At 55.6% G+C, this 23645-nt stretch carries 18 protein-coding genes and 1 tRNA gene; 5 read left to right on the top strand and 14 right to left on the bottom strand.

Annotation, left to right across the window (positions count from 1 at the left end; translation table 11 throughout):
- Positions 1–6 precede the first annotated feature (6 nt).
- The 8 genes from ACFO1S_RS10955 to ACFO1S_RS10920 form a co-directional block, all read right to left on the bottom strand.
- On the bottom strand, positions 7–1038 hold the full coding sequence (locus ACFO1S_RS10955; RefSeq protein ID WP_204601876.1) for a LacI family DNA-binding transcriptional regulator: 1032 nt from the start codon (positions 1036–1038) through the stop codon (positions 7–9).
- A gap of 211 nt (positions 1039–1249) precedes the next feature.
- Complete coding sequence (locus ACFO1S_RS10950; RefSeq protein ID WP_204601877.1) at positions 1250–2620, bottom strand: ABC transporter substrate-binding protein; 1371 nt, start codon at positions 2618–2620, stop codon at positions 1250–1252.
- Positions 2621–2675: 55 nt separating this feature from the next.
- Positions 2676–3518, bottom strand: coding sequence for a carbohydrate ABC transporter permease (locus tag ACFO1S_RS10945; protein ID WP_204601878.1), 843 nt, complete (start codon positions 3516–3518; stop codon positions 2676–2678).
- 12 nt (positions 3519–3530) lie between these two features.
- Positions 3531–4421 (bottom strand): carbohydrate ABC transporter permease, encoded by an 891-nt coding sequence (locus ACFO1S_RS10940; RefSeq protein ID WP_204601879.1) that lies wholly within the window; start codon positions 4419–4421, stop codon positions 3531–3533.
- An 11-nt stretch (positions 4422–4432) separates the two neighbouring features.
- Positions 4433–5533: a Gfo/Idh/MocA family protein gene (locus ACFO1S_RS10935; RefSeq protein WP_204601880.1), complete on the bottom strand. Its 1101-nt coding sequence runs from the start codon at positions 5531–5533 to the stop codon at positions 4433–4435.
- 469 nt (positions 5534–6002) lie between these two features.
- On the bottom strand, positions 6003–6836 hold the full coding sequence (locus tag ACFO1S_RS10930) for a sugar ABC transporter permease (protein ID WP_204601881.1): 834 nt from the start codon (positions 6834–6836) through the stop codon (positions 6003–6005).
- Entirely contained in the window at positions 6833–8143 is a 1311-nt protein-coding gene (locus ACFO1S_RS10925) for a carbohydrate ABC transporter permease (RefSeq protein WP_204601882.1), read from the bottom strand. The genes ACFO1S_RS10930 and ACFO1S_RS10925 overlap by 4 nt, the downstream gene beginning before the upstream one ends.
- An 89-nt stretch (positions 8144–8232) precedes the next feature.
- Complete coding sequence (locus tag ACFO1S_RS10920) at positions 8233–9546, bottom strand: sugar ABC transporter substrate-binding protein (RefSeq protein WP_378126761.1); 1314 nt, start codon at positions 9544–9546, stop codon at positions 8233–8235.
- Between the two features lie 498 nt (positions 9547–10044).
- Between ACFO1S_RS10920 and ACFO1S_RS10915 the strand changes: the two genes are divergently transcribed.
- The 3 genes from ACFO1S_RS10915 (at position 10045) to ACFO1S_RS10905 (ending at position 14882) form a co-directional block, all read left to right on the top strand.
- The gene (locus tag ACFO1S_RS10915; protein WP_204601883.1) at positions 10045–11073 is read left to right on the top strand and encodes a LacI family DNA-binding transcriptional regulator; all 1029 of its coding nucleotides are present in this window, start codon (positions 10045–10047) and stop codon (positions 11071–11073) included.
- Between the two features lie 5 nt (positions 11074–11078).
- A complete protein-coding gene (locus ACFO1S_RS10910; RefSeq protein ID WP_378126759.1) occupies positions 11079–13034 on the top strand; it encodes a glycoside hydrolase family 15 protein in 1956 nt (651 codons plus the stop codon).
- Positions 13035–13133: 99 nt separating this feature from the next.
- A complete protein-coding gene (locus ACFO1S_RS10905) occupies positions 13134–14882 on the top strand; it encodes an alpha-glycosidase (RefSeq protein WP_204601884.1) in 1749 nt (582 codons plus the stop codon).
- Positions 14883–14967: 85 nt separating this feature from the next.
- Here ACFO1S_RS10905 and eno read toward each other — a convergent pair whose 3' ends face one another.
- The 6 genes from eno to ACFO1S_RS10875 all read right to left on the bottom strand — a co-directional run bounded on the left by eno (position 14968) and on the right by ACFO1S_RS10875 (position 22328).
- The gene (gene eno, locus ACFO1S_RS10900; RefSeq protein WP_204601885.1) at positions 14968–16263 is read right to left on the bottom strand and encodes a phosphopyruvate hydratase; all 1296 of its coding nucleotides are present in this window, start codon (positions 16261–16263) and stop codon (positions 14968–14970) included.
- A gap of 35 nt (positions 16264–16298) precedes the next feature.
- On the bottom strand, positions 16299–17834 hold the full coding sequence (gene gpmI / locus ACFO1S_RS10895) for a 2,3-bisphosphoglycerate-independent phosphoglycerate mutase (RefSeq protein ID WP_204601886.1): 1536 nt from the start codon (positions 17832–17834) through the stop codon (positions 16299–16301).
- A 1-nt stretch (position 17835) separates the two neighbouring features.
- Entirely contained in the window at positions 17836–18591 is a 756-nt protein-coding gene (gene tpiA, locus ACFO1S_RS10890; RefSeq protein ID WP_204601887.1) for a triose-phosphate isomerase, read from the bottom strand.
- An 11-nt stretch (positions 18592–18602) separates the two neighbouring features.
- A complete protein-coding gene (locus tag ACFO1S_RS10885; protein ID WP_204601888.1) occupies positions 18603–19784 on the bottom strand; it encodes a phosphoglycerate kinase in 1182 nt (393 codons plus the stop codon).
- A gap of 402 nt (positions 19785–20186) precedes the next feature.
- Complete coding sequence (gene gap, locus ACFO1S_RS10880; protein ID WP_204601889.1) at positions 20187–21197, bottom strand: type I glyceraldehyde-3-phosphate dehydrogenase; 1011 nt, start codon at positions 21195–21197, stop codon at positions 20187–20189.
- A 108-nt stretch (positions 21198–21305) separates the two neighbouring features.
- A complete protein-coding gene (locus ACFO1S_RS10875) occupies positions 21306–22328 on the bottom strand; it encodes a sugar-binding transcriptional regulator (protein WP_204601890.1) in 1023 nt (340 codons plus the stop codon).
- 231 nt (positions 22329–22559) lie between these two features.
- Here ACFO1S_RS10875 and ACFO1S_RS10870 point away from each other — a divergent pair.
- A tRNA-Arg gene (locus ACFO1S_RS10870) sits at positions 22560–22634 on the top strand.
- Positions 22635–22786: 152 nt separating this feature from the next.
- Complete coding sequence (gene clpP / locus ACFO1S_RS10865) at positions 22787–23371, top strand: ATP-dependent Clp endopeptidase proteolytic subunit ClpP (protein ID WP_204601891.1); 585 nt, start codon at positions 22787–22789, stop codon at positions 23369–23371.
- Positions 23372–23645 lie beyond the last annotated feature (274 nt).

Raw genomic sequence — 23645 nt, 5'->3', positions numbered from 1 at the left:
GAAGCTTTAATCCCCGACTTTGCCGTTCGTCGAATGCCGGAACACGCATCTGTAAGGAATCGTCATCTTCACGGGAATCGTATACTGATGATCCAGATAATCGAGCAGCAGCTTGACCGCGTACATTCCCATTTCCAGCTTCGGGACGTGAATCGTCGACAGCGGCGGCGAGGTAAACTCGGAGATTTCAATGTTGTCTACGCCGAAGAAAGCGATGTCGTCCGGAATTTTCAGCTCCCGCTCCGTCGCCGCTCTCATCGCCGCGATGGCCATCATATCGCTGGCCGCGAAGACGGCTGTCGGGATCTGCCCGCCGGACTGAAACGCTTGCTTCGTCAGCTCGTAGCTCAGCGAGACATCCCACTTGACGTCAATTACCCAAGCCTCGTCAATGGGCAGCCCCGCCTCCCGCATCGCGCTCTCATACCCGAGGTAACGCTTCTCTTCGCGGAAATTGCCGTTAAGCTCGGCGCCTCCGATATACGCGATGCGGCGATGGCCTTGCCCGATCAGATGCATCACCGCTTCCTTAGCCGCGGCGGCGCGGTCGTAGCTGACGACCGGCACCTCCTTGTCCGCGATATCGACTCCGACGACTTGGCGCACGTTGGCCTTGATCCATTGGTAGGCCTCTGCATCGATCCGCTCTACGACCAGCATCCCCTCAATGCGGTGCTCCTTCACCAGAGCCTGAAGCTGCTCGATATCGGACGGCTTCTCGATGCTTAAGACGAACTCCAGCCTTTTGCCGACGGCGGCCAGCGCTCTCTCGATCCCTTCGAGAATGATCGAAAAGTATGGATTGTTGTATTTATTTTGCGGAATGGTCACCACGCAGCCGATCGGATAACCGCTGCGAGGATCGTTCTTGGGGGTTTTGGAGGCACGCTGAGTGCGATAGCCGAGCTTCTCGGCCATCTCCCATATTTTACGGCGGGTTTCGTCGCTGACAGAGCGCTGGGTATCGTTCTTCAGCACCCGCGATACGGTCGAGATCGATACGCCTACCTGATCGGCGATATCCTTCAGTTTGGCCATGGTCATTCCTCTCTCCGCAGAACTGCTCTTTATGGCCGCGATCAAATTGGGGCAATTCGACATCAACCCGACACGATTTGCGGCAAAACCAATTCTATAATCGATAAGCCGTTAAGTCAAGAATACGTCCCGGACAAGACGGAAAAGACGGGACAAGCGCTTATGACCGCTTGTCCCGCCTTCTTCCCGGAGCTATCGCCGCAGCTGCCGATTACTTGATCTGCGCCGCCAGATCCTGCAGCGCCGCCTGCAAATCTCCTTCTCCCGCAAGCGGAAGCTTAAGGGATTGCTCTCCGTAAGTCCACACCAGGTCGGTTTTCTTCGTCGTGAACGGAGAGACGATTCCGTACTTCTGGGCATCAAGGAAGATTTGGTTGCCTTCTCCCGCCGTGGACACGTAAGCCTCGGAAGCCGCCTTGTTCGCGGGAATCGAGTAGCCTTGCTTGGCCAGCTCGCTTTGTCCTTCAGGTCCTGCGAGCCATGCCAGCAGCTTATATGCGGCAGCCTCGTGCTTCGTGTTGACCGCAATCGCCATGCCCGCAGGCTGAACGACCGTCTGCGCCGTCTTGAACTTCGGCAGGAACGTAATGCCGTAGTCGGTGCCCGCTTCCTTGTAATTCGCCGTATTCCAGCTTCCGCCCGGGTTCATGGCGACCTTGCCCGTTGTGATCGCCAGATTCACTTGGCCGCCCAGGCCCTCGATTTGCGCCGGGGTCGTGTTGATTTTTTTGTTTTTCGTGACATCGATGAAGAAGTTCAACACCTCTTGCGCCTCCGGGGTATCCAGAGCAAGCGTGCCGTCGTCGTTGATCAGCTTGGCGCCGTTGGACCACAGCTCGGGCTCCAGGAACCAGTCCATCGTGGAGCCCGGAGAAATCGACATCCCCCATTGCACGATATTTTTGGCATCGAACCCAGCCTCATCAGCCGTTTTCCCGTTTTTATCCACTGTCATCTTGGTTGCGATACCGACGATCTCTTCCCATGTCGGCTCAAGCGAAGGAGCCGCCGCGCCCTTCGGATTTTTCGCGGGGTCCGCGAACAGAGCCTTGTTGTAGTACCAGACGATGACGTTGGCGTCGATGGGAAGCGACACTTGCTTGCCTTGATACTGATGAAGGCCGAGCAGGCTTGCGTCGACGTTGTTCAGATCGAATCCATTGCCGGACAGAAGGCCGTCCAGCTCCTTGAATATCCCAAGCTCCGCATACTTTTCAATAAAGGCAAAGCTCGTCTTGAAGACGTCCGGAAGCGTTCCGCCCGCGGCGTTGGCCGTCAGGCCGTCCCAATAGCTGCCCCAATCCTTGCCTTCCAGCTTGACGGTGATGTTGGAGTTGGCTTCCATGAATTTGTTCAGCAGCTCTTGCGTGCGCTGCAATTCCTCGGCGGTGCCCCACTGGGAATACGTGATCGTTACGGGCTCCTCGGCGGCTTCCTTCGACGGTTCGGAAGCGGATGGCGCGGACGGAGACGAGCTTTCCGCGCCTCCTTTATCGTTATTGTTTCCGCATGCCGTAAACACGATCGCCATTGCCAACGTCAGAATCCAAACGGTTATCAGGCGCTTGCTATTCGTCCTCATGTGCAGTTCCCCTTTTGCATAATGTGATATTTCAGTGCGGAAGAAAACAGCCGAGCTATCCTTTCGAGCCCGTAAGCACCACCCCCTCCACGATGTATCTTTGGGCGAAGAAGTAGAGCAGGCCGATCGGGATGATGCTGATGAAGGCTCCGGCGGCCAGCGCCGGGAAGTCCTGGCTCGTCTGGCCGATCAGGAATTGCAAGCCGACGCTCAGCGTAAACATCTCGTTGTCCTTGATATAGAGGAACGGCCCGAGAAAATCGAGCCAGGAATTCACGAAGGCGAAGATGACAGTCGTAATAATGATCGGCTTGGATAAAGGCATAATCACCTTGGCATACACCGTCCATCTGTTTCCGCCGTCAAGATAGGTAGCCTCGTCCAACTCCCTCGGTATGGTCAGGAAAAATTGACGGAAGAGAAAGATGTAATACGCCCCGCCCAGCCATGCCGGCACAATAAGCGGCAGCCAGGTATCGATCCAGCCCAGCTTCGTAAACAGGACATAGGAAGGAATCATCATGATCGACGGCGGAATCATCAAGGTCAGCAGGACGATCGGAAACAGCCGATCCCGATATTTGTTCGCGAACCGCGAAAACCCGTATGCGACGATCGAACTGGAGACGACAGCTCCCATGGCCACCAGCACGGAGATAAGGAACGAGTTCTGAATCCACTTCCACATAAGCGGCTGCACCGCAAACAAGCGGTCGAACGCCTCGAATGTGAGCCGCTCGGGCAGAAGGGTCGGCGGCACCTTATACGTCTCCGCCTTCGTCTTCATCATCGTTGAGAGCATCCAGATCAGCGGCCCCGCGAACAGAGCCAGCGTACCGGTCAGCAGCGCATATTTGAGCGCCGTTGAAGCCGGCGTCGTTTTTTGTCCGCTAGTCATCGCTATCCCCTCCTAGTTTTCCCCTTCGTAGTAGACAAACCTCTTGGACAATTTCATCAGCACGAAGGTGAAGAGAGCGATCAGCGCGAACAGAAAGAGAGATTGCGACATCGCCATACTGAACTTCAGATCCGTAAAGGCCGATTTGTAGACGTTATAGACGAACGTGTAGGAAGCGTAGTTGGGTCCGCCCTTGGAAAGGAGCAGCGCTTCGGTAAACATCTGAAAATTGTACATCGTCTGAATAATGATCACGAACAGGATGGAAGGACTGATCATAGGCAGCGTAATCGTCAGGAACTTGCGCCCTCTGCCGGCTCCGTCGATATCGGCCGCCTCGTACAGATGCCGGGGCACGTTCTTCAGGGCTGCCAGGAAGATCAGAACCCCGCTGCCGGATATCCACACCTGAAGCATAATGATGACGGGCTTGATCGTAGACTTTCCGCCCAGCCAGTCGATCTTGTCTCCTCCGAGCAGCGACAGCCCCGCATTCAGAATGCCGAACTCCGAGTTGAACACCAGCTTCCATATAATGACCGTCGCGACGATCGGCACGAGAGTGGGCAAGTAATAGAAGGTACGGAACAAGGCGATTCCCCTGACGTTGAAGTTAAGCAGCATCGCCAGCAGCAGCATGCCCGCCGTCACGATCGGCACGCCGATCAGCACGAAGTACATCGTGTTGCCCAAGCTTTTCGAGAAGATCGGATCGTTCACCATGCTTGCAAAATTGTCCAGCCCTATGAATTGGTAATCGACCGCGCCGGGAAGTCTGGCATCCGTGAACGCGTAGAAGATCGACGTGCCGAACGGAATGAGGAAGAAGGCGCTGAACCCGATGATCCACGGCAGGATAAAAAGAAAAAATTGCAACGTGTCATACTTCCGGAGACCCTTCATGAGATCACCCCTTATTCGGCAATTTCGCTCAAGTACACGTAGCGCTCTTCTATAATCGATTTCTCCGCGGCAAGCGCGATCAGCAGCGCGTTCCGCCCTACCTCCGCATTCGCGAACGGCTGCCTCCCCTCCGTCACGCATTGGAGAAATTCAATGCGCTGGGTTTGTCCGCCCGTGTGGCCTCCCAGAATAGAGTCCGAGGTGACGTCGATGTCCAGATGATCCTTCGTTAAATCATTGCCGCCGACAATATCGATCGTCTTGTCGTTGCGCGCGACCATCTGCCCGCCATTTTCTCCGATAAGTCCGATCTCCAGACCTTCACCCATCAGATTTCGCGGCTTCAGGTACATGCACAACCCCAGGTTCGCCTTGCTGCCGTTGTCGTAATCGACCGTGATAAAGGCATGATCCACGATAGATACGTCGGAGATCACCTTAGCCGGATAATGCGTGTAAGAATTCGTAATCACATTGGACCCGCCTTGCTTCATAACGTGCTGGCCGCCGGAAGCGAACACGCGGACCGGCTTCGCCTTGATCATCCAGTTGAAGATATCGAAGTGATGGCAATCCTTCTCGACGATCGCCCCGCCGGATTTGGATTTGTCATAGAACCAGTCGGTCGGTGGAAACGGATCGCGGAATTCCTTGCACCACATCAGCTTCACGTCTCCGAGCCGGCCGCTCTCCAGCTCCTTGGCCATTCGGCGATACAGGTTGGAATAACGGTATACGAGACCGATCTGCAGCGTACGGTTGCCCTTCTTGGCCGCCTCGATAATCGCGTCGCAATCCTCGATCGTATGCGCGACCGGCTTCTCCAGAAACACATGCTTGCCCGCCTCAAGGAACGCAACCGCAACCTCCCTGTGCTTGTAGTTGGGAACGCTGATCACGACGGCGTCCAGATCCTCTTTGTCCAACAGCTCCCTGTAATCCTTGAACACCGACGGGGTGCTGTTCGTCAGCTCGGCAACCGTGCGCGCAACGTTGGCTTCGTTCATATCGCAGATGTAGCGAACCTCGCAGCCTTCCAGCCGATCAAACCCGATACAGTGATGCGAGCCCATATCCCCGACTCCGATAAACGCCATTCTAATGTTACTCATGTCAGCTTCACTCCGTTGTCTTCAGGTTAAAGTGTAATTTCTTAATTTGGTGTTAGGTAATATAACATTTTTCTTTCATGAATCGATCCTAATGCAAATTTGCACGATTGTCAATTATTTTTGGCTTAAAATTCATAAAATTTGCCGCAACAATTAGTCAGGAAGTGAAAAGGTGATCCTCAGCCCCCTTTTTACTCCTGTAAGCCTTTTCAAAACCGGATATATCATGTTCTTCATGCCTCCACCCTCTCATTCTAAAGCATTCCTTAATATCCCACTTTCTCTTTCTCGTCGGTTTTGCGGCAAACACCCTATAATTAACCCTAGATTAGTATACAAATATTTGTTTGTCAACGTTGTTTTTGCTTATTTTTGCCGCAAATTAATGAAAACAAAAAAAGAATGCCGACGGACATCTTCATCCGTTGCATTCTTTTCTGTCTTTCTATTTCCCAAGCCGCAGCCCAGGTTAACCCTTTGAAGCCCCGGCAGTCAGTCCATCCACCAGATTGCGCTGCAGCAGCAGGAATAGCATCGTTACCGGCAGGGCCACAAGCACCGCCCCCGCCGCGAACATCGTAAACTCCGTGGAGTTCCGTTGGTTCACCATCTTGTACAGTCCGACGGCCAGCGTTCTCTGATCCTCGGAACGCAGCACCAGGTCGGCAAAGATAAAATCGACAAAGCAGCCATTGAAAATCATCAGGCTGGCATAGGTCAGCATCGGCTTGGCAAGCGGCATCATGATCCGGAAGAATACGGTCAGATGGCTCGCCCCGTCCATACGCGCGGCTTCCTCAAGACTCTTGGGAATCGTATCGAAAAATCCCTTGGCTACGAACACATTCGTCACGATCGCCCCCGAGCTATAGACGAGGACAAGCGCCCAATGCGAATTCAGCATGCCCATCGTATTCAGCAGCACGTATACGGCGATCATCGCCATGAAGCCGGGAAACATCTGGAGCACAAGCAGAACATTCAACGAGAACTTGCGTCCGGCAAAACGGAACCGGGAGACGGCGTATGCGGTGAGCAGCAGCAGGAAGGTTCCCAGCACCGTCGACAGCACCGCCACCTTCAGCGTATTCATAAACCACAGAGGGTACTTGGTCGTATTGAACAAATCCCGATAGTGATCGAACGTAAAATTTCGCGGGATTAGGGTATCGCTATACAAGCTATTGCCCTCCTTCAAGGAGGACAGCACAATCCACAACGCCGGATAAAGACTGACAAATGCGAGGATGATGAGCAAAGCATAGCTGAGCGCGAGCTTGACGTTGGAGCTTCGACGGTTCATACGAACATATCCTCCTCTTTGTAGGATCGGGTGCGGCGATAGCTCCAGATGGACAAGGTCGCTACGATCAGGAAAATGATGATGCCGATGACCGAGGCGAAGCTGTATTGCGCTTGATCGAGCGCCAGCTTATAGAGCCAGGTAACGAGCAGATCCGTATGGCCGGCATACTGGTAATTGGGATTTACCGGTCCGCCGTCGGTAAGCAGATAAATGACGTTAAAGTTGTTGATGTTGCCGGCAAATTGCATAATGAGCACCGGAGCCGTGGCGAACAGCACCATGGGCAGCGTAATGCGGCGGAATTTCTGGAACGAGCTGGCTCCATCCACGTCCGCAGCCTCGTACAAGTCCCGGGAGATCGTCGTCAAGATTCCGAAAGCCAGAATCATCGTAATCGGAATCCCGATCCACATATTCACGAGCAGAAGGGTCGCTTTGGCCCATACCGGATTCGTCAGCCAGGGAACGCCTTCGAGCCCCATCATGCGCAGCGTGTCGTTAATAGGACCGAATTTGTTATTGAACATATTGCGCATCACAAGCAAAGAGATCAGGCTCGGAATCGCAAACGGAACGATCATGATCGTACGCCAGAACGCCTTGAACCGAACGCGGGGCTGATGAATCAGCACCGCGACGAAGATGCCGCCGATATACGTCGTCGCCGTCGCGATCGCCGCCCAGATCACCGTCCAGAACAGCACGCCGAAGAACGTATCGCTCCAGACCTGCAGGCTCACCAGCTTGATGAAATTCGCGAAGCCCACCCAGTCGATCAGATTCGCCGGAGGCAAAATGGGGTCGGCATAGTTGGTAAAAGCCAGCAAAACCGAGAAGAAGAGGGGCAGAACCGTCAGGAACAAAATAAAGACGGCAGGCAGCAGCAAGACGAGGTATGCAAAATTTCTTTGGTTCACGCCCCGAAGAGACTGGCGGAACGTGTTGACCTGCCGGCCTTCGTCCCGAAGCTTCCCCACCTTGTAGGCGTCGCGGATTCCCACCACGTACAAAGCCAGCGCCAACACCGCAGCAAGCGCAGCCATCAACCCCTTGATCATGAGGAAGATAGAGTGGTCTCCCTCTACCATCTTCATCAGCTTGCCGACCTTGACCATGCCGCTGGGCTGTTCGCCCAACGTCCATAGGCCTTTCAAATACCCCGGCAAGCCGAGAACCGCAGCTCCGTACAGACAACCCGCTCCGACAGCGAGAAGCAATATTCCCTTCATCCATTGCCGATTGTACATCTGGCCCAGCCCCATGAAGAGCGCCGACAGCACGGCTCCTGCTGTTTTTCTTTGCATGCGCTATACAACCTCTTTCCTCGCAATTTGACGGCTTTCACCCGACCGGCAAACAGTCGGGTGAAAGCCGTAATCGGCAGGCCTTCTCGTTATTTGGATGAAATGACCGTTTGGATCGTGTTAACCGTCGAATCCAGCGTTGCCTTCACATCGGCCTTCGGGTCGTCCCACAGCGTAGTGAATGCCGCTTTGAGCGGGTCCCATACGGCATTGATCTCGGCAATCCCCGGCATAGGCGTGGAGTTGGCGAACTGCTGGAAGAAGCCGCTGACGATCGGATCGTCCTTGATTTTCGGATCTTCTCCGGCTTCGCGGTTGGCAGGGATCGCCCCCGTCATCTCATAGTTCAGCAGCTGATTCTCCTTGTTGGCCGCATAATTCGCGAACATTCGGGCGGCAATCGGATACTGCGAATACGAGTTGACATAGTAGGATTTGACGCCGGAGAACGATGTCGACGGTTTGCCGTTAGGCATGGCCGGCAGCGGAGCGACGCCGAAATTAACCTTGTCCTTGAAGGCGCTGACCGACCATGGTCCGTCGATGTTAAGCGCCAGCTTGCCGTCCGTGAACAGCTGCGTTTTCACGTCGTAGGTCACGTCCGCCGCATTCATCGGTAGAATCGGCTTAAGTGTTTTCAAGAATTCGAAGCCTTCAATCGTGCCGGGGTTGTTCAATCCAATGTCGCTCGGATCGGTATTGTCCTTGCCGAAGAAGTAGCCTCCGAAGCTGCCGATGAACGGATAGGAATAATAACCGACGAACTCCCACATGATCGCATACTTGTTCTCCTTCGCGTTCGTGAACGTGCCCGCGAAATTGACGATTTCGTCCCAGGTCTTCGGAGCCTCTGGAAACAGGTCCTTGTTGTAGAACATAGCGTAGGTCTCAACGGATTTCGGATAGCCGTACAGTACGCCGTCGTAGGAAGATGCGTTGATCCCTGCCTCCAGCATCGAGCCGCGCGTCTCTTCCTCGAACAGGTCGTTCGGCAGCAGCAGCCCCGCCTTGACCGCTTGGGCGATCTGGTCGTGCGGCAGCGAAACGACGTCTCCCGCCAGCTTGGCCGGACCATCCGTCGCCAGGCGTCCGCCTTGATCTCCGCCCGCTACCTCCTCGAAGGTGACCGGGATGCCGAATTCCTTCTCGAAGCCTTCCGCCACCTTCTTCATGTAAGGCATTTGCTCTTTGGATTCCCACACCTTCAGCTTGGCCCCCGCCTCGGGCTCCACCACTTCCTCTTCGCCCCCGCTGCTTGGCGCAGAAGCGGAAGCCGGCGTCGTAGCCGACGGGCTCTCTCCCGACGGACTGGCCTTATTGGAGTCGTTCCCTCCTCCGCAAGCAGCCAATCCAACCATCAACACTGCGCAAAGCAGACTCATTCCCCATTTTTTCATGTTCATTCTTGTCGATCCCCCCGTTTGGATTGTTTTCATCACATCTGTGCAAACGTTATACCTAACTCGCAAAAAAAAGAACCGCTCCCAAATCCCTTGTCAGGACTGAGAAAAGAGCTTAAACCCGACAGACATGATCCCCCTCGCCGAATTGCCCCGTAAAAACCGTCTTGTTTCCAGAATGTTTAATGTCGAACGAGCCCCGTTGTAGTGAAAACGATTGCACACATTCATCATAAGCGATGCATAAAAGCGTTTGCAAATGCGAAATCCCGCATTTTCGGGTGATTTTTCAGTGAATTATCCGATTTTCTTGCCATATCGTGTGATTATCGATAGATAAGTCTATAATACTTTCATTTTCAAGTCAGGTTGGAATGGAAATATCCCATTTTTCATTCCCCAGTTTACAGAAGAACGGAACTGAGATAACATGAACTTGAATGTTTGAGGACGTTTTCCCGTGCCAGTTCAAACGATTGCACAAATAAGGAGTTTTAAGCGATGGTTACGATAAAAGATATCGCCCGATTAGCCGGAGTCTCTCCCTCCACCGTATCTCGCGTCGTCTCCAACCACCCCCGCATCAGCGAGGAAACGTCGCGCAAGGTGAAGCGGATTATGGATGAGCAGGGCTATCATCCTAATGTAATGGCCAAAAGCTTGGTGTCCAAAACGACTCACACGCTCGGTATTTTGCTGCCAAGACCTGCAGAGGAGCTGTTTCGCAACGATTTCTTCGGCGAAGTGCTGCGTGGTATCGTGACCCAGGCGACGCGCATGGGCTACGACCTGCTGATGACGACCGCCACCTCGGAGCAGGATGAGCTCGGTACGATCTCCCGTCTCGTTCGGGGACGTCGTGTCGATGGCATCGTGCTGCTCAGCTCGCGGCGGGACGACCCGCTCATCGCGTATTTGAACGAGGAGCAGTTCCCGTTCGTGCTGATCGGCCGCAGCGAGAGCCATCCCGATATTCTGATGGTCGACAATGACAATGTCCGGGCCGCCTATGACGCTGCCAGTCATCTGATCGCCCAAGGCCATGAGCGGATCGGCTTCGTAAGCGGTCCGAACAACCTGACGCTGTCCCATGATCGGCTGCGCGGGTACGAGCAGGCGCTGGCCGAGGCTTCCCTGCCGAAGCGGCCGGAGTGGATCGTCGAAGGCGAATTTCTACAGGAAAGCGGCTTTCGGGCCATGTCCCTGGTCATGAGCCTGCCGGAGCGTCCGACCGCGCTCGTCGTCATCGACGACAATGTCGCCTTCGGCGTACTCAGAGGGCTCGCCGAGCTCGGCTACGGAGTGCCGGATGATATCTGCCTGGTCAGCTTCAACAACATCCCCTTGTCCGAGCTGGCGAGTCCGCCGATCTCCTCGGTCGATATCGGCACCTATCAGCTTGGCTATAGCGCGGTGCAATCGCTGCTTCACCTGCTTCAGGGGGAACGGATCCACCATAATCCGATCGTTATTCCGCATCGGCTCATCGTACGCGAATCTTCCATACAACAAGCACGCAAGAGGAGCTGAGCACGTTGTCTAACAAACCATTTTTGATTGATTCCATTATCGGGAACGGCCGAATGCTGGGTTCTCTCGGACGCTCCGGGAGATTGCATCGGCTATGGTGGCCTCATATCGATCATTCGCAGCACGTCGATCTCATTCGGACGGGCATTCAATTCGCCGGGGAACGAACAGTCTGGTTCGATGAGGAGGACGGCCAGTGGGAGCGCCGGATCTCCTACATGCCGGGCACGAATATCACCGTTGCCGAATCGTCGCACCCTCGCTTCCCGATCGCCGTCCGGCAGCAGGATTACACACTGCCCGGCCGGGATGTGCTGGTAAGGCACTATACGTTCCGCAACGTGTCGAACGGCGCGCTTTCGTTCCGCTTCGTCTGGCATTCGTCGCTGCATGTCAACGAAAGCGAGCTTTACAACACAACGCTGTTCAACGAGCCCAACGACGCGATCGTTCACTATCATCACCGCGCCTTCTTTGCCGTATCGGGCACAAGCCCGTGCAGTCAGTTCCAGTGCGGCTTTGCTGGCGAGGCGGCGGAGAACGGCCATCTGAACGGCCAAGAGATCGAGATGCAATCGGACGGCGCGCTTCTCTGGGACGTGGACGGATTGCCCGCCGGGGAGAGCAAGACGTTTGCCGTCTATCTTGCTGCGGGCAGCACGCTCACCGAATCGTTGGAGCAGCTGGCATTCGTCAAGCAGCACCCTGCAGAGCATTGGCTGCGCCTCACCGAGGCCTATTGGCACGCACAATTGCGGGAGGCCCGCCGCTGTCCGGGAGGACCGGCGGACATCGCCGAGCTGTACGAGCGCTCCGTGCTGATGTTCAAGCTGATGGCGGACAGCCGAACCGGCAGCCTGCTGGCCGCTCCCGAGGTCGACGAGCGCCACGTTCGCTGCGGCGGCTATGCCTATTGCTGGGGAAGAGACGCCGCCTTCATTACGACCGCTCTGGATCGTTGCGGGCTGACGGACGCGTCCCGGCGTTTCTACGAGTGGACGCTTCGCGCCCAAGAGCCGGACGGCTCCTGGCAGCAGCGTCACTATCACGACGGTAGTCTCGCTCCTTCCTGGGGACTGCAGATCGACGAGGGCGGCTCTATCCTGTGGGGAATGTGGCAGCATTACGAGACGACGCGGGACGAGAGCTTCGCTCATGCCGTATGGCCCGCCGTGCGGAAGGGCGCAGAGTTCCTGACCGCCTTCCTCGACCCGAATACCGGCTTGCCCCTGCCCAGCATCGATCTGTGGGAGGAGCGCAACGGGGAGCATACGTATTCCGCGGCGGCAGTCTGCGGCGGAATACGGGCCGCTGCCGCTTTCGCCCGACTGATGGGAGACGCGGACTCTGCCGGTCATTGGGAGAAGATCGCGGACGGAATCGCTGACGCGATTGTTGCGCAATGCTGGAATGAGAGCGAGAGCAGCTTTTATCGGGGTCTTCATTTGAAGGTGGACGGCTCTCGCTATGATCAGGCCGTCTCATCCGGAGCAGAGGGAAGCGTGCAATATACGTCCAAAGGCTATCCCGTCCATCGTCTCAAGTTCGATCCGGTCATCGACATCAGCCTGCTCGGCCTATCGGTTCCGTTCGGCGTTCTGCCGCCGGATCACGAGTATATGACCCGCCTTGCCGACACGATCGAGCGCAGGCTACTCTCTCCGGTCGTTGGCGGCATCAAGCGGTACGAGGACGATCATTACATTGGGGGCAACCCTTGGATCCTGACGACATTGTGGCTGGCCCATTATCGCATTGCGATCGGCCAGTACGAGGCCGCACGCACGCTGCTTCAATGGGCCGTCGATCATCGCACCGACATCGGTCTCCTTCCCGAGCAGGTCGACAAGGAAACCGGACAGCCCGCCTGGATCGTACCCCTTACCTGGTCCCACGCCATGTTCGTGCTGGCTGTCGACAGGCTCGCCGATGCGGGACAATGGCCGGAGACCGCATCATAAAGGCAATGTTACCTTACGGTACAACCTCGGCTTTCAGACGGGTGAGGTTGTACTTTTTTTGCATCCTGCTCCCGATTACAACTCAAAGGAGAATCATTCATGCTGCGTGAAGCGATCTATCATCGACCGAAACAGAACTGGGCTTACGCCTATGACAACAACACGGTACACATTCGGGTGCGCACCCGACGGAACGACATGACCGAAGTCAATCTCATTGCCGGCGACAAGTACGCCTGGGAGCAAACGAACCGGACCGTGCCGATGGCGCTCCTGTCCTCCGACGAATTGTTCGATTACTGGGAGGTCGCCGTGCAGCCCCCATATCGCCGGCTCCAGTACGCCTTTCATTTCTATGATGGCAAGGAACACCTGTATCGGATCGAGAAGTCCTTCCTGCCCACTCCGCCGCCCAACGGTCTGAACTTGTTCGATTTCCCTTTCGTGAATCCCGTCGACGTGTTCGCGCCGCCCGCTTGGGTCAAGGACGCGGTATTCTATCAGATTTTTCCCGAACGCTTCGCCAACGGCGACCCCTCTCTTAATCCCGAGCAGGTCGAGCCTTGGGGCGGCAAACCGACTCCGACGAACTTTTTTGGCGGCGATCTGCAAGGCGTCATCGATCATCTGGATCATCTCGTGCGCTTGGGCGTCAACGCGATCTATTTCAATCCGCTGTTCGAAGCGACAACCAATCACAAATACGATACGAAAAACTACTTGAAGGTCGACCCTCATTTCGGGACGAACGAGAAGCTGAAGGAGCTCGTGGAAGCCTGCCATGCCCGGGGCATCAAGGTAATGCTGGATGCGGTATTTAATCACTCGGGCAAGGAATTCCCTCCTTTCGTCGACGTATTGGAGAAGGGCGCCTCGTCCGTATATAAGGACTGGTTCCATGTAAGGGAGTTCCCGCTTAGAGTCGTGGACCGTATCCCGACCTATGACACTTTCGGCTTCGAGCCGATTATGCCCAAGCTGAATACCGAGAATTCCGAGGTTAAAAGCTATCTGCTGGACGTGGCGCGATACTGGATCGAAGAGGTCGGCATCGACGGATGGCGGCTGGACGTCGCCAACGAGGTCGACCACGCCTTCTGGCGGGAGTTCCGCATGGCCGTCAAAAAGCTCAACCCCGACGTCTATATCCTGGGGGAGATCTGGCACGATTCCATCATGTGGCTGCAGGGCGACCAGTTCGACGCGGTCATGAACTACCCGTTCACGAATGCGGCGCTCGATTTCTTCGCCTACGGAACGTCCGATGCCAAGCAATTCGCCGACGCCGTCGGCGCGCAGCTCGCCGCCTATCCGCAGCAAGCGACGGAGACCACGTTTAACCTGCTCGGCAGCCATGATACCCCTCGCCTGCTCACGCTGTGCGAAGGCGATACGAATCGCATGAAGCTGGCTACGCTGTTTAAGCTTACGTATCCGGGAACAGCTTGCGTATATTACGGAGATGAGGTCGGCATGACTGGCGGGGGCGATCCCGGTTGCCGGGAATGCATGGTCTGGGAGGAGGACAAGCAGGACAAGGCGCTGTTCGCCTTCTTCTCCGAAGCTATCCGGCTTCGCAAGGAACACGAAGCGCTCCGGAGCGCGGGCTTCCGCTTCCTTCAAGCCGAGGCCGGCAGCGGCTTGCTCGTGTACGAGCGGCGCGCGTCGGACGGCGACGAGCGGTTCGTGATTGTCATGAACGTCTCGGAGAAGACCGCAGACGTATCCGTACCGGTCGCCGCAGGAGAAGGCTGGACGAACGCCTTTACCGGCGAGCAGGTCGTTGCCGCACGCGGGTGTCTGCAGGCGAATGTGCCTGTATACGGCTACGTCGTCTGGCGTCAATAACAAGCGACAAAAAGAAGAGCAGACCGTGCTATAAGCACAAGGGTCTGCTCTTCTTGATGAAGCGGAGTTCGGAGCTCCGACTTATTTATTTTTTGAAGCCTTTAAGGTTGTAGAACGCCGCTTTGCCGCCGTAGATCGCAGTGGAGCCAAGACGATCTTCGATGCGCAGCAATTGGTTGTACTTCGCGACGCGGTCCGTACGGGAAGGTGCGCCCGTCTTGATTTGACCTGCGTTCGTCGCAACCGCGATGTCCGCAATCGTGCTGTCTTCGGATTCGCCGGAACGGTGAGAGATTACGGCCGTGTAGCCTGCACGCTTCGCCATCTCGATCGCGTCGAAAGTCTCGGTCAAGGAACCGATTTGGTTTACCTTAACGAGGATGGAGTTGCCTACGCCCTTCTCGATGCCGTCAGCCAGACGCTCGGTGTTCGTAACGAACAGGTCGTCGCCCACGAGTTGAACTTTGTCGCCCAGCTTCTCGGTAAGCAATTTCCAACCTTCCCAGTCGTCTTCGGAGCAGCCGTCTTCGATGGAGATGATCGGATACTTCTCAACCCAGCTTGCAAGCAAGTCCACGAACTCGGCGGATGTGAAGGATTTGCCTTCGCCTTCGAGGTGGTATTTGCCGTCCTTGAAGAACTCGGTGGAAGCTACGTCCATGCCCAGGAAGATTTCTTCGCCGGCCTTGTAGCCCGCTTTCTCGATCGCTTCCAGAATCGTGGACAGAGCTTCTTCGTTCGAACCGAGGTTCGGAGCGAAGCCGCCTTCGTCGCCGACAGCAGTGTTCAGGCCTTTGGCTTTCAATACGCCTTTGAGCGCATGGAAGATTTCCGTGCCTGCGCGCAGCGCTTCCGAGAACGTCGGCAAGCCCACTGGCAGAACCATGAACTCTTGCACGTCGATGTTGTTATCCGCGTGCTCTCCGCCGTTGACGATGTTCATCATCGGCACAGGCAACGTTTTGGCATTAAAGCCGCCAAGGTAAGTATAGAGAGGAACGTCCAGCGCGTCCGCAGCTGCGCGAGCGACAGCCATGGATACGGCCAGAATTGCATTAGCGCCCAGCTTGGCTTTGTTCGGAGTGCCGTCCAGCTCGATCATTTTTTTGTCGATTTCGACTTGATCCAGCGCATCGTAGCCGATGATTTCCGGAGCGATGATCGTGTTTACGTTCTCAACGGCTTTCAGAACGCCTTTTCCGAGGTAACGGCCTTTGTCCCCATCGCGAAGCTCGACCGCTTCGTAGGCTCCGGTAGAAGCTCCCGAAGGTACGATTGCGCGGCCGAGCACGCCGGATTCCAGGCGAACTTCAACTTCTACGGTTGGGTTGCCGCGAGAGTCAAGCACTTCGCGTGCGTATACGTCAGTAATGATCGTCATGAGTAGAACACTCCTTTTAGATTTTCGTAGTTAGGTTAGACAATCAGCGTTTGGCCTGTCATTTGAACCGGCTGCGGAAGCTGCAACAGCGTCAGAAGCGTCGGCGCCACATCGGCAAGAATGCCGTCTTCGCGAAGCGTATGTCCGGCTTGCGTAACGATGCAAGGAACCTTGTTCGTCGTGTGGGCCGTATGCGGACGTTCGTTATCGTCGGTTACCATATCGGCATTGCCGTGATCCGCGATGATGACGCAGACCCCGCCTTTGGCCGTAACCGCTTCGACGACGCGTCCAAGACACTCGTCCGTCGCTTCCACTGCTTTAATCGTCGGCTCCAGCATGCCCGAATGGCCGACCATGTCCGGGTTGGCAAAATTCAGCACGATCGCGTCATGGTTATCCGCCTGGATTTCCTTGACCAGCGAGTCCGTAACCTCGTAAATGCTCATCTCCGGCTGAAGATCGTACGTGGCAACCTTGGGCGAGTTGATCAGAATTCTCGTCTCGCCTTCCAGCACGTGATCCCGTCCGCCGCTGAAGAAGAAAGTGACGTGCGGGTACTTCTCCGTCTCGGCGATTCTGAGCTGTTTTTTGCCGTGCTGCACGAGAACCTCGCCAAATGTGTTGTCCAGCTCTTTAGGCTTATACGCAACGAAGCCGCCTACGGTTTCCGCGAATAGCGTCATGCATACGAAATACAGATTTTTCGGGAAGCCGGAGCCGCGGTCGAAGCCGCGAAAATCTTCGTTCGTGAACACGTTGGACAGTTGAATTGCGCGATCCGGGCGGAAGTTGAAGAAAATAACCGCGTCCTCGGATTCGACCAAGCCCACCGGCTTGCCGTCCGCGCCGACAATCACCGTCGGCAAGACGAATTCGTCGAATACGGATTTTTCGTAGGATTCCTTCACCGCCGCGATCGGATCGACGGCCGTAGGACCGTCGCCGTATACCATAGCGCGGTAGGACTTTTCCGTACGCTCCCAACGCTTGTCGCGATCCATTGCGTAATAGCGTCCTTGGACAGTCGCAATGCGGCCGATCCCGATCTCGTCTATTTTGCCTTGCAATTGAGTTAAGTAACCGACTGCGCTGTCGGGCGATACGTCCCGTCCGTCCAGGAAGCCGTGAATATAGACCTGCTCCAGCCCTTCCTTCTTGGCCAGCTCCAGCAAGGCGAACAAATGCGCAATGTGGCTGTGCACGCCGCCGTCGGACAATAGGCCGTAGAGATGAAGCTTCTTGCCCTGACTCTTCGCATGGCGAACCGCGCCGAGCAGCGTTTCGTTATCGTAAAAATCCAGATCGCGAATCGACTTGGAGATGCGGGTCAGGTCCTGATAGACGATGCGGCCTGCGCCGATGTTCAGGTGTCCAACCTCGGAGTTGCCCATCTGTCCTTCGGGCAAACCGACCGCTTCCCCGCTGGCCGTCAAGGTCGTATGGGGAAACGTGCTCCAGTACTTGTCGAAGTTCGGTTTCTTCGCTTGCGCTACGGCATTGCCGTGAACATCGTCGCGAAGGCCGAAGCCGTCGAGAATGATCAGCGCAACCGGTTTGGGTGCCGTCATCTTACTTCGCCCCTTCGACTAACGCCACATAGGAAGCCGGCTCCAGGCTGGCGCCGCCGACCAATGCGCCGTCGATATCGGATTGTCCCATGTATTCCGCTACGGTGTTCGGCTTTACGCTGCCGCCGTACTGGATACGAACTTTACCGGCGACCTCTGCGCCGAATTGTGCCGCTACTACGCCGCGAATGTAAGCAATCACTTCGTTTGCGTCCTCGGACGTCGAGGATTTGCCTGTGCCAATGGCCCAGATCGGCTCGTAAGCGATAACCGTCTCTGCCGCTTGCTCGGCAGACAGATTCGCAAGTCCGCCTTCCGTCTGCACCCGAACGACCTCTTTCGTCTGTCCGGCTTCGCGCTCTTCGAGCTTCTCGCCTACGCAGACGATCGGAACGAGCCCGTGGCGGAATGCCGCATGGGCCTTCTTGTTCACGATCTCGTCGGTTTCGGCAAAATATTGCCGACGCTCGGAGTGACCGATAATGACGTAGTCCACACCCAGATCCTTCAGCATGACGCCGCTGATCTCGCCCGTGTACGCGCCGTTATCTTCAAAGTGCAGGTTTTGAGCTCCGACTTTGATCGACGTGCCTTTAACCGCCTCAACCAATGCCGGCAGCGCCGTGAAAGGAGCGCAGATAACGCTCTCTACGCCCGCAACCTCCGCTTTGCCTTTCACTTCGGCCACGAAGGATGCTGCTTCCCCGGCCGTTTTGAACATTTTCCAGTTGCCTGCAATAATCGGAGTTCTACTCATCGTTGTCACCTCTATTTGTCGTTAAGGGCTACGACGCCCGGAAGTGCTTTGCCTTCCATAAATTCCAGGGAAGCGCCGCCGCCCGTGGAAATATGGTCCATCTGATCCGCCAGCTTGAACTTCTCCGCCGCTGCTGCGGAATCGCCGCCGCCGATTACGGTGTAAGCCTCGGTCGTCGCGCAAGCTTTGGCAACCTCAAGCGTACCGTAAGAGAACGGCTCGATCTCGAATACGCCCATTGGTCCGTTCCAGACGACCAGCTGGGAGTTCTTGATGACGTCCGCATAGATTTCGCGGGTTTTCGGGCCGATGTCCACGCCTTCCCAGCCTACAGGAATATGATCGATGTCTACGATATCTTTGTTCGCGTCGGCTTTGAAATCGTCCGCGATTACAACGTCGATAGGAAGGTAGAAATTTTTGCCGAGCTTCTTCGCCTTCTCCAGGAACTCAAGCGTAAGCTCCAGCTTCGAATCGTCGCACAGCGACAAGCCGATTTCCTTGCCTTGCGCCTTGAAGAACGTATACGAAAGACCGCCGCCGATAATGATATTGTCGGCAATCTCGATCATTTTGTTGATAACGTCGATCTTGTCCTTGACCTTGGAGCCGCCTACGATAGCCGTAAACGGACGCTTAGGGTTGTTCAGCGCGTTGCCGAGCACGTCCAGCTCTTTCTCCATCAGCAGGCCTGCGACTGCCGGAATATGATGGGCGATACCTTCCGTGGATGCATGGGCACGGTGTGCCGCACCGAACGCATCGTTCACGTAGATATCGGCCAGCGAAGCGAATGCTTTAGCCAGCTCAACATCGTTGGCTTCTTCTCCTGCAAGGAAACGAACGTTCTCCAGCAACAGCACGTCTCCGTCCTTCAACGCATCGACTTGCGCTTGTACGGACGCTCCGACAACCTCGTCGGACTTGGCGACCGGCTTGCCCAGCAGTTCGGACAGACGCGCAGCTACAGGCGTCAGGCGAAGCTCTTCCACGACTTGCGCTTTCGGACGTCCCAGGTGGCTGGCCAGAATGACCTTCGCACCCTTCTCGATTAAGTATTTAACGGTCGGCAGAGTCTCGCGGATGCGCGTGTCGTCCGTAATTTTGCCGTTTTCCAGCGGTACGTTAAAGTCTACGCGGACGAATACTTTTTTACCGGCAACGTCGATCTCTCTTACGCTTTTTTTGTTCAAGAGTCTAACCTCCTTGGATGGCTGTTGATCTCCGTGCGCAAAGCTAGGCTCCGTGTGGGGAGCCCTAACCTTGTATCTATAACTCGTTCATCTCCCAAGAAGCGCAGTCATGCGCGGGGAGATACGTTGATGCTCTTGATTGCAGTTCCCTGAGAAGCGCAGTCATGCGAGAGGGAACGAGCGGTTCAGCCCAGCAGCGCGGATAAGCGCGCGTTAGGCCCTCCCGCTTGCTCCGATAGTAAAGCATAGTCCCGGTTTGCGCAGCAAATCCGGGACGGAGCGATCCTAGCAGGCCGTAACTCCCCGCCGTCCGCCGCAACTCCGACGAAATTACGGGTGTCCAGAGGGCAGAGCCCTTTGGAATCCCCCTTCGGGCAGGGGGACTTAGGGGAATGCGTACTCTTACAGGCCTTTGCCAGCGATATAAGCAGCCAGGTCTACGACGCGGTTGGAATAGCCCCACTCGTTGTCGTACCAGGAGATGATTTTAACCATGTTGCCTTCAACGACCATCGTGTTCAGCGCGTCGATCGTGGAAGAAGCAGGGTCGCCGTTGTAGTCGCTCGATACGAGCGGCTCTTCGGAGTAGTTCAGGATGCCTTTCAGCGGGCCTTCGGAAGCGGCTTTCAGCGCAGCGTTAACTTCTTCAACCGTAACGTTGACTTTCAGCTCGGCAACCAGATCCGTAACGGATACGTTAGGCGTAGGAACGCGCATGGACATTCCGTTCAGCTTGCCTTTCAGCTCAGGCAATACGAGGGATACCGCTTTAGCAGCGCCCGTGGAGGATGGAATGATGTTCTCGGCTGCGGCGCGAGCGCGACGCAGATCCTTGTGCGGAAGATCGAGAACGTTCTGGTCGTTCGTGTAGGAGTGGATCGTGTTCATCATGCCCTTCACGATACCGAATTGATCGTTCAATACCTTCGCGAAAGGAGCCAAGCAGTTCGTCGTACAAGAAGCGTTGGAGATAATCGTGTGAGCGGCCGGATCGTATTTGTCATGGTTAACGCCCATTACGATCGTGATGTCTTCGTTGGTAGCCGGAGCGGAGATGATGACTTTTTTCGCGCCGCCTTTCAAGTGAAGCTCGGCTTTGTCCTTAGCTGTGAAGATCCCTGTGGATTCAACGACGATTTCTGCGCCTACGGAAGACCAAGGCAGGTTGCCTGGATCGCGCTCAGCGAAAACTTTAACCGATTTGCCGTTGACGATAAGAGCGCCTTCGCCCGCAACAACCGTCGCGTCCAGTTTGCCGTGCGTTGTGTCATATTTGAGAAGGTGCGCAAGCGTATTGACGTCTGTCAGATCGTTAATGGCCACGATCTCTACGTTAGGGTTGTTCAGAGAAGCGCGGAATACGTTACGTCCGATACGTCCAAATCCGTTAATGCCCACTTTTACTGCTGCCATGATTGTTGTCCTCCTTGGATTGGAAAAGATATTAACTCTATATCAAGGCGCAAATGCGCCGAGACCGCCATATTGTAAGGATTGCCTATTCGCCGCGCTTTATTTCCTTCAGATGTGCCGCAGCGCTTCCCTAGCGGCCGCTTCGTCCGTCACCAGCACGTCGTCGTGACCGAACCGCATGACCGATGCGATCGCTTCTCCCTTGCTTCTGCCGCCCGCGATTCCGATCACCAGTTCGGCCGCTTCGATATCTTCAAGCCGCAAGCCTGCCGTCGCCATCCGGTGTACAACTTTGCCGCTGCGATCGAAGTAATAGCCGAAGGCCTCCGCCAGCGCTCCGTCCTTAACCAATTCATCCATGGTATCGTCCCTGAGCTTGCGTCTTCTGGCCATCGTCGCCGCATCGCCGATGCCGTGAACGACAATACGCGCGCTCCGGATCATATCGACCACTTCTCTTACGTTCGGCTCCTGCATGATCGTCTGGTAAGCCTCTTCGCTAAGATGGTCCGGGACGTGAAGCATCCGGTATCGCGCTCCCGCTCGCTTGGCCAGCTGCGAGGCAATCGTGTTCGCCTGGTAATCGACGCTCTCTCCGAGACCGCCGCGCGCCGGCACGAACCAATTGTCCTTGAACTGCGAGGCCGCCGCAAAATGCCTGGCCATGTGCGCCATTGTGGAGCCTCCCATGACGGCAACGACATCGCCGACCGAAAGACTGTCCCGCAGCACCCGGCTGCCCGCCCGACCGAGCTCCAGCTTGACATGCTCGGTTTCGTCCGAATCGCCAGGAACGATGATGACCCGCTTCAGGCCGAAGGCGCTGCGAACCTCATCCTCCAGATCGGACAGGCCGAACAGCTCCTTTACGATCGGTTCCATCTCTTCCACCAGCTGCATGCCGCTCGCGCTCAGCGTCATCCCTGACGAGGCCGTATCCAGCAAACCCTGGGCCCTGAGAAGCTCAAGCTCCGAGCGAAGCACCCGCTCCGTCATCTCCAGGCTGACGGCCAGCGTACGCCGGCCGATCGTCCCCGCTAGGTATATCCGATGGAGAATGTCGTATCTCTTCTCCATCACCTGCAAGAGGTCCGGAAGCAGCTTCTTCTGAATATCGATTATTTTTCGCATTCCCTCCGCCTATCCTCCTGAGACCGGCTGGTCATCGTCGGCAACGATGCGAATGTTTGGTTGGACATATAATGTCCCGCCTTATCATTTTAAGTCCCACCTTCATTCTAACGAAATTCGAACTGCGACGCAAGGGCTGCTCTCCACGAAAACAACAAATTTAAAACGGCTGAACACTCTTGCTTTTTGCGAATATATCGCATATAATAATTCTTGCTGTATATGAGATGTGCGCCCGTGGTCCAACGGATATGACGCAGCCCTCCGAAGGCTGAGATTGAGGTTCGATTCCTCACGGGCGCGCCATATTTTACAACGCATATGCAACCGGCCGAATATATTCGGTCGGTTTTTTGTATTCCTTCCCTTTTTGCCCTCTCAACAATTTGACTAACTTTGACTTTTGTCTTCGTATTCGCTATGATAAGAAAACCAATATATGAGGAGGGACGTCAAACATGAGTTTTGTACCTATGGTTGTCGAGCAAACCAATCGGGGAGAACGGGCTTATGACATTTATTCCCGATTACTTAAGGATCGAATCGTATTTCTGGGCACTCAAGTGAATGACGTGGTTGCCAATTCCATCATCGCGCAGCTATTGTTCCTGGCGGCCGAAGATCCGGAGAAGGATATCCACCTCTACATTAACAGCCCCGGCGGTTCCATCACGGCCGGCATGGCCATATACGATACGATGCAATTCATCAAGCCCGACGTGTCCACGATCTGCGTAGGTATGGCGGCATCGATGGGCGCATTCCTGCTGGCGGCGGGTGCCAAAGGCAAGCGATTCGCTCTCCCTAATAGCGAAGTCATGATCCATCAGCCGCTGGGCGGCGCGGAAGGACAAGCGAGCGACATCGAGATTCGCGCCCGCCGTATCCTGAAGCTTCGCGATAAGCTTAACGGCATTCTGGCGGAGCGTACCGGGCAGCCGTTCGAGCGAATCGAGAAGGATACCGACCGGGACAACTTCATGGAAGCCGAAGCCGCCCGCGAATACGGCCTGATCGATAAGGTCATCGAGAAGCTCGGCTAAGTCGGCCTTTTATCTTCCCCCAACAATCGCAACCGAGGGTCGCGATTGTTGCAGCATGACGAGAAGCGTGAGAGCCGTTTAGGCTCTCGCGCTTCTTTTCTTCCGCTTCCCTGCTTTTGAACATACCTCCGTCAATTATCTTTACCCTGATCGCTTCGATTACACTCCGTTGGTTACGGTACCCCCACTTACATAGGCAAAACAAGAAGTATAATCCACAGCCTCTCTATTACCACAGATCAACTCCACTGTCAACGAAAATTCAAAACTTTGA

Origin of the sequence: Cohnella boryungensis (assembly GCF_042651945.1) — a bacterium.
GTDB classification, from domain to species: Bacteria; Bacillota; Bacilli; order Paenibacillales; family Paenibacillaceae; genus Cohnella; species Cohnella boryungensis.
This window is presented reverse-complemented; position numbering and strand designations above follow the sequence as displayed.

Bases quoted from the DNA above. Each gene is read 5' to 3' on its own strand.
- ACFO1S_RS10920 (WP_378126761.1), bottom strand. From the start codon at position 9,546: ATGAACATGAAAAAATGGGGAATGAGTCTGCTTTGCGCAGTGTTGATG.
- gap (WP_204601889.1), bottom strand. From the start codon at position 21,197: ATGGCAGCAGTAAAAGTGGGCATTAACGGATTTGGACGTATCGGACGT.
- clpP (WP_204601891.1), top strand. From the start codon at position 22,787: ATGAGTTTTGTACCTATGGTTGTCGAGCAAACCAATCGGGGAGAACGG.
- ACFO1S_RS10875 (WP_204601890.1), bottom strand. From the start codon at position 22,328: ATGCGAAAAATAATCGATATTCAGAAGAAGCTGCTTCCGGACCTCTTG.
- ACFO1S_RS10940 (WP_204601879.1), bottom strand. From the start codon at position 4,421: ATGAAGGGTCTCCGGAAGTATGACACGTTGCAATTTTTTCTTTTTATC.
- ACFO1S_RS10925 (WP_204601882.1), bottom strand. From the start codon at position 8,143: ATGCAAAGAAAAACAGCAGGAGCCGTGCTGTCGGCGCTCTTCATGGGG.
- ACFO1S_RS10905 (WP_204601884.1), top strand. From the start codon at position 13,134: ATGCTGCGTGAAGCGATCTATCATCGACCGAAACAGAACTGGGCTTAC.
- ACFO1S_RS10955 (WP_204601876.1), bottom strand. From the start codon at position 1,038: ATGGCCAAACTGAAGGATATCGCCGATCAGGTAGGCGTATCGATCTCG.
- gpmI (WP_204601886.1), bottom strand. From the start codon at position 17,834: ATGACGGCACCCAAACCGGTTGCGCTGATCATTCTCGACGGCTTCGGC.
- tpiA (WP_204601887.1), bottom strand. From the start codon at position 18,591: ATGAGTAGAACTCCGATTATTGCAGGCAACTGGAAAATGTTCAAAACG.
- ACFO1S_RS10950 (WP_204601877.1), bottom strand. From the start codon at position 2,620: ATGAGGACGAATAGCAAGCGCCTGATAACCGTTTGGATTCTGACGTTG.
- ACFO1S_RS10915 (WP_204601883.1), top strand. From the start codon at position 10,045: ATGGTTACGATAAAAGATATCGCCCGATTAGCCGGAGTCTCTCCCTCC.
- ACFO1S_RS10945 (WP_204601878.1), bottom strand. From the start codon at position 3,518: ATGACTAGCGGACAAAAAACGACGCCGGCTTCAACGGCGCTCAAATAT.
- eno (WP_204601885.1), bottom strand. From the start codon at position 16,263: ATGACGATCATTACTGACGTATACGCACGCGAAGTGCTTGACTCTCGC.
- ACFO1S_RS10935 (WP_204601880.1), bottom strand. From the start codon at position 5,533: ATGAGTAACATTAGAATGGCGTTTATCGGAGTCGGGGATATGGGCTCG.
- ACFO1S_RS10930 (WP_204601881.1), bottom strand. From the start codon at position 6,836: ATGAACCGTCGAAGCTCCAACGTCAAGCTCGCGCTCAGCTATGCTTTG.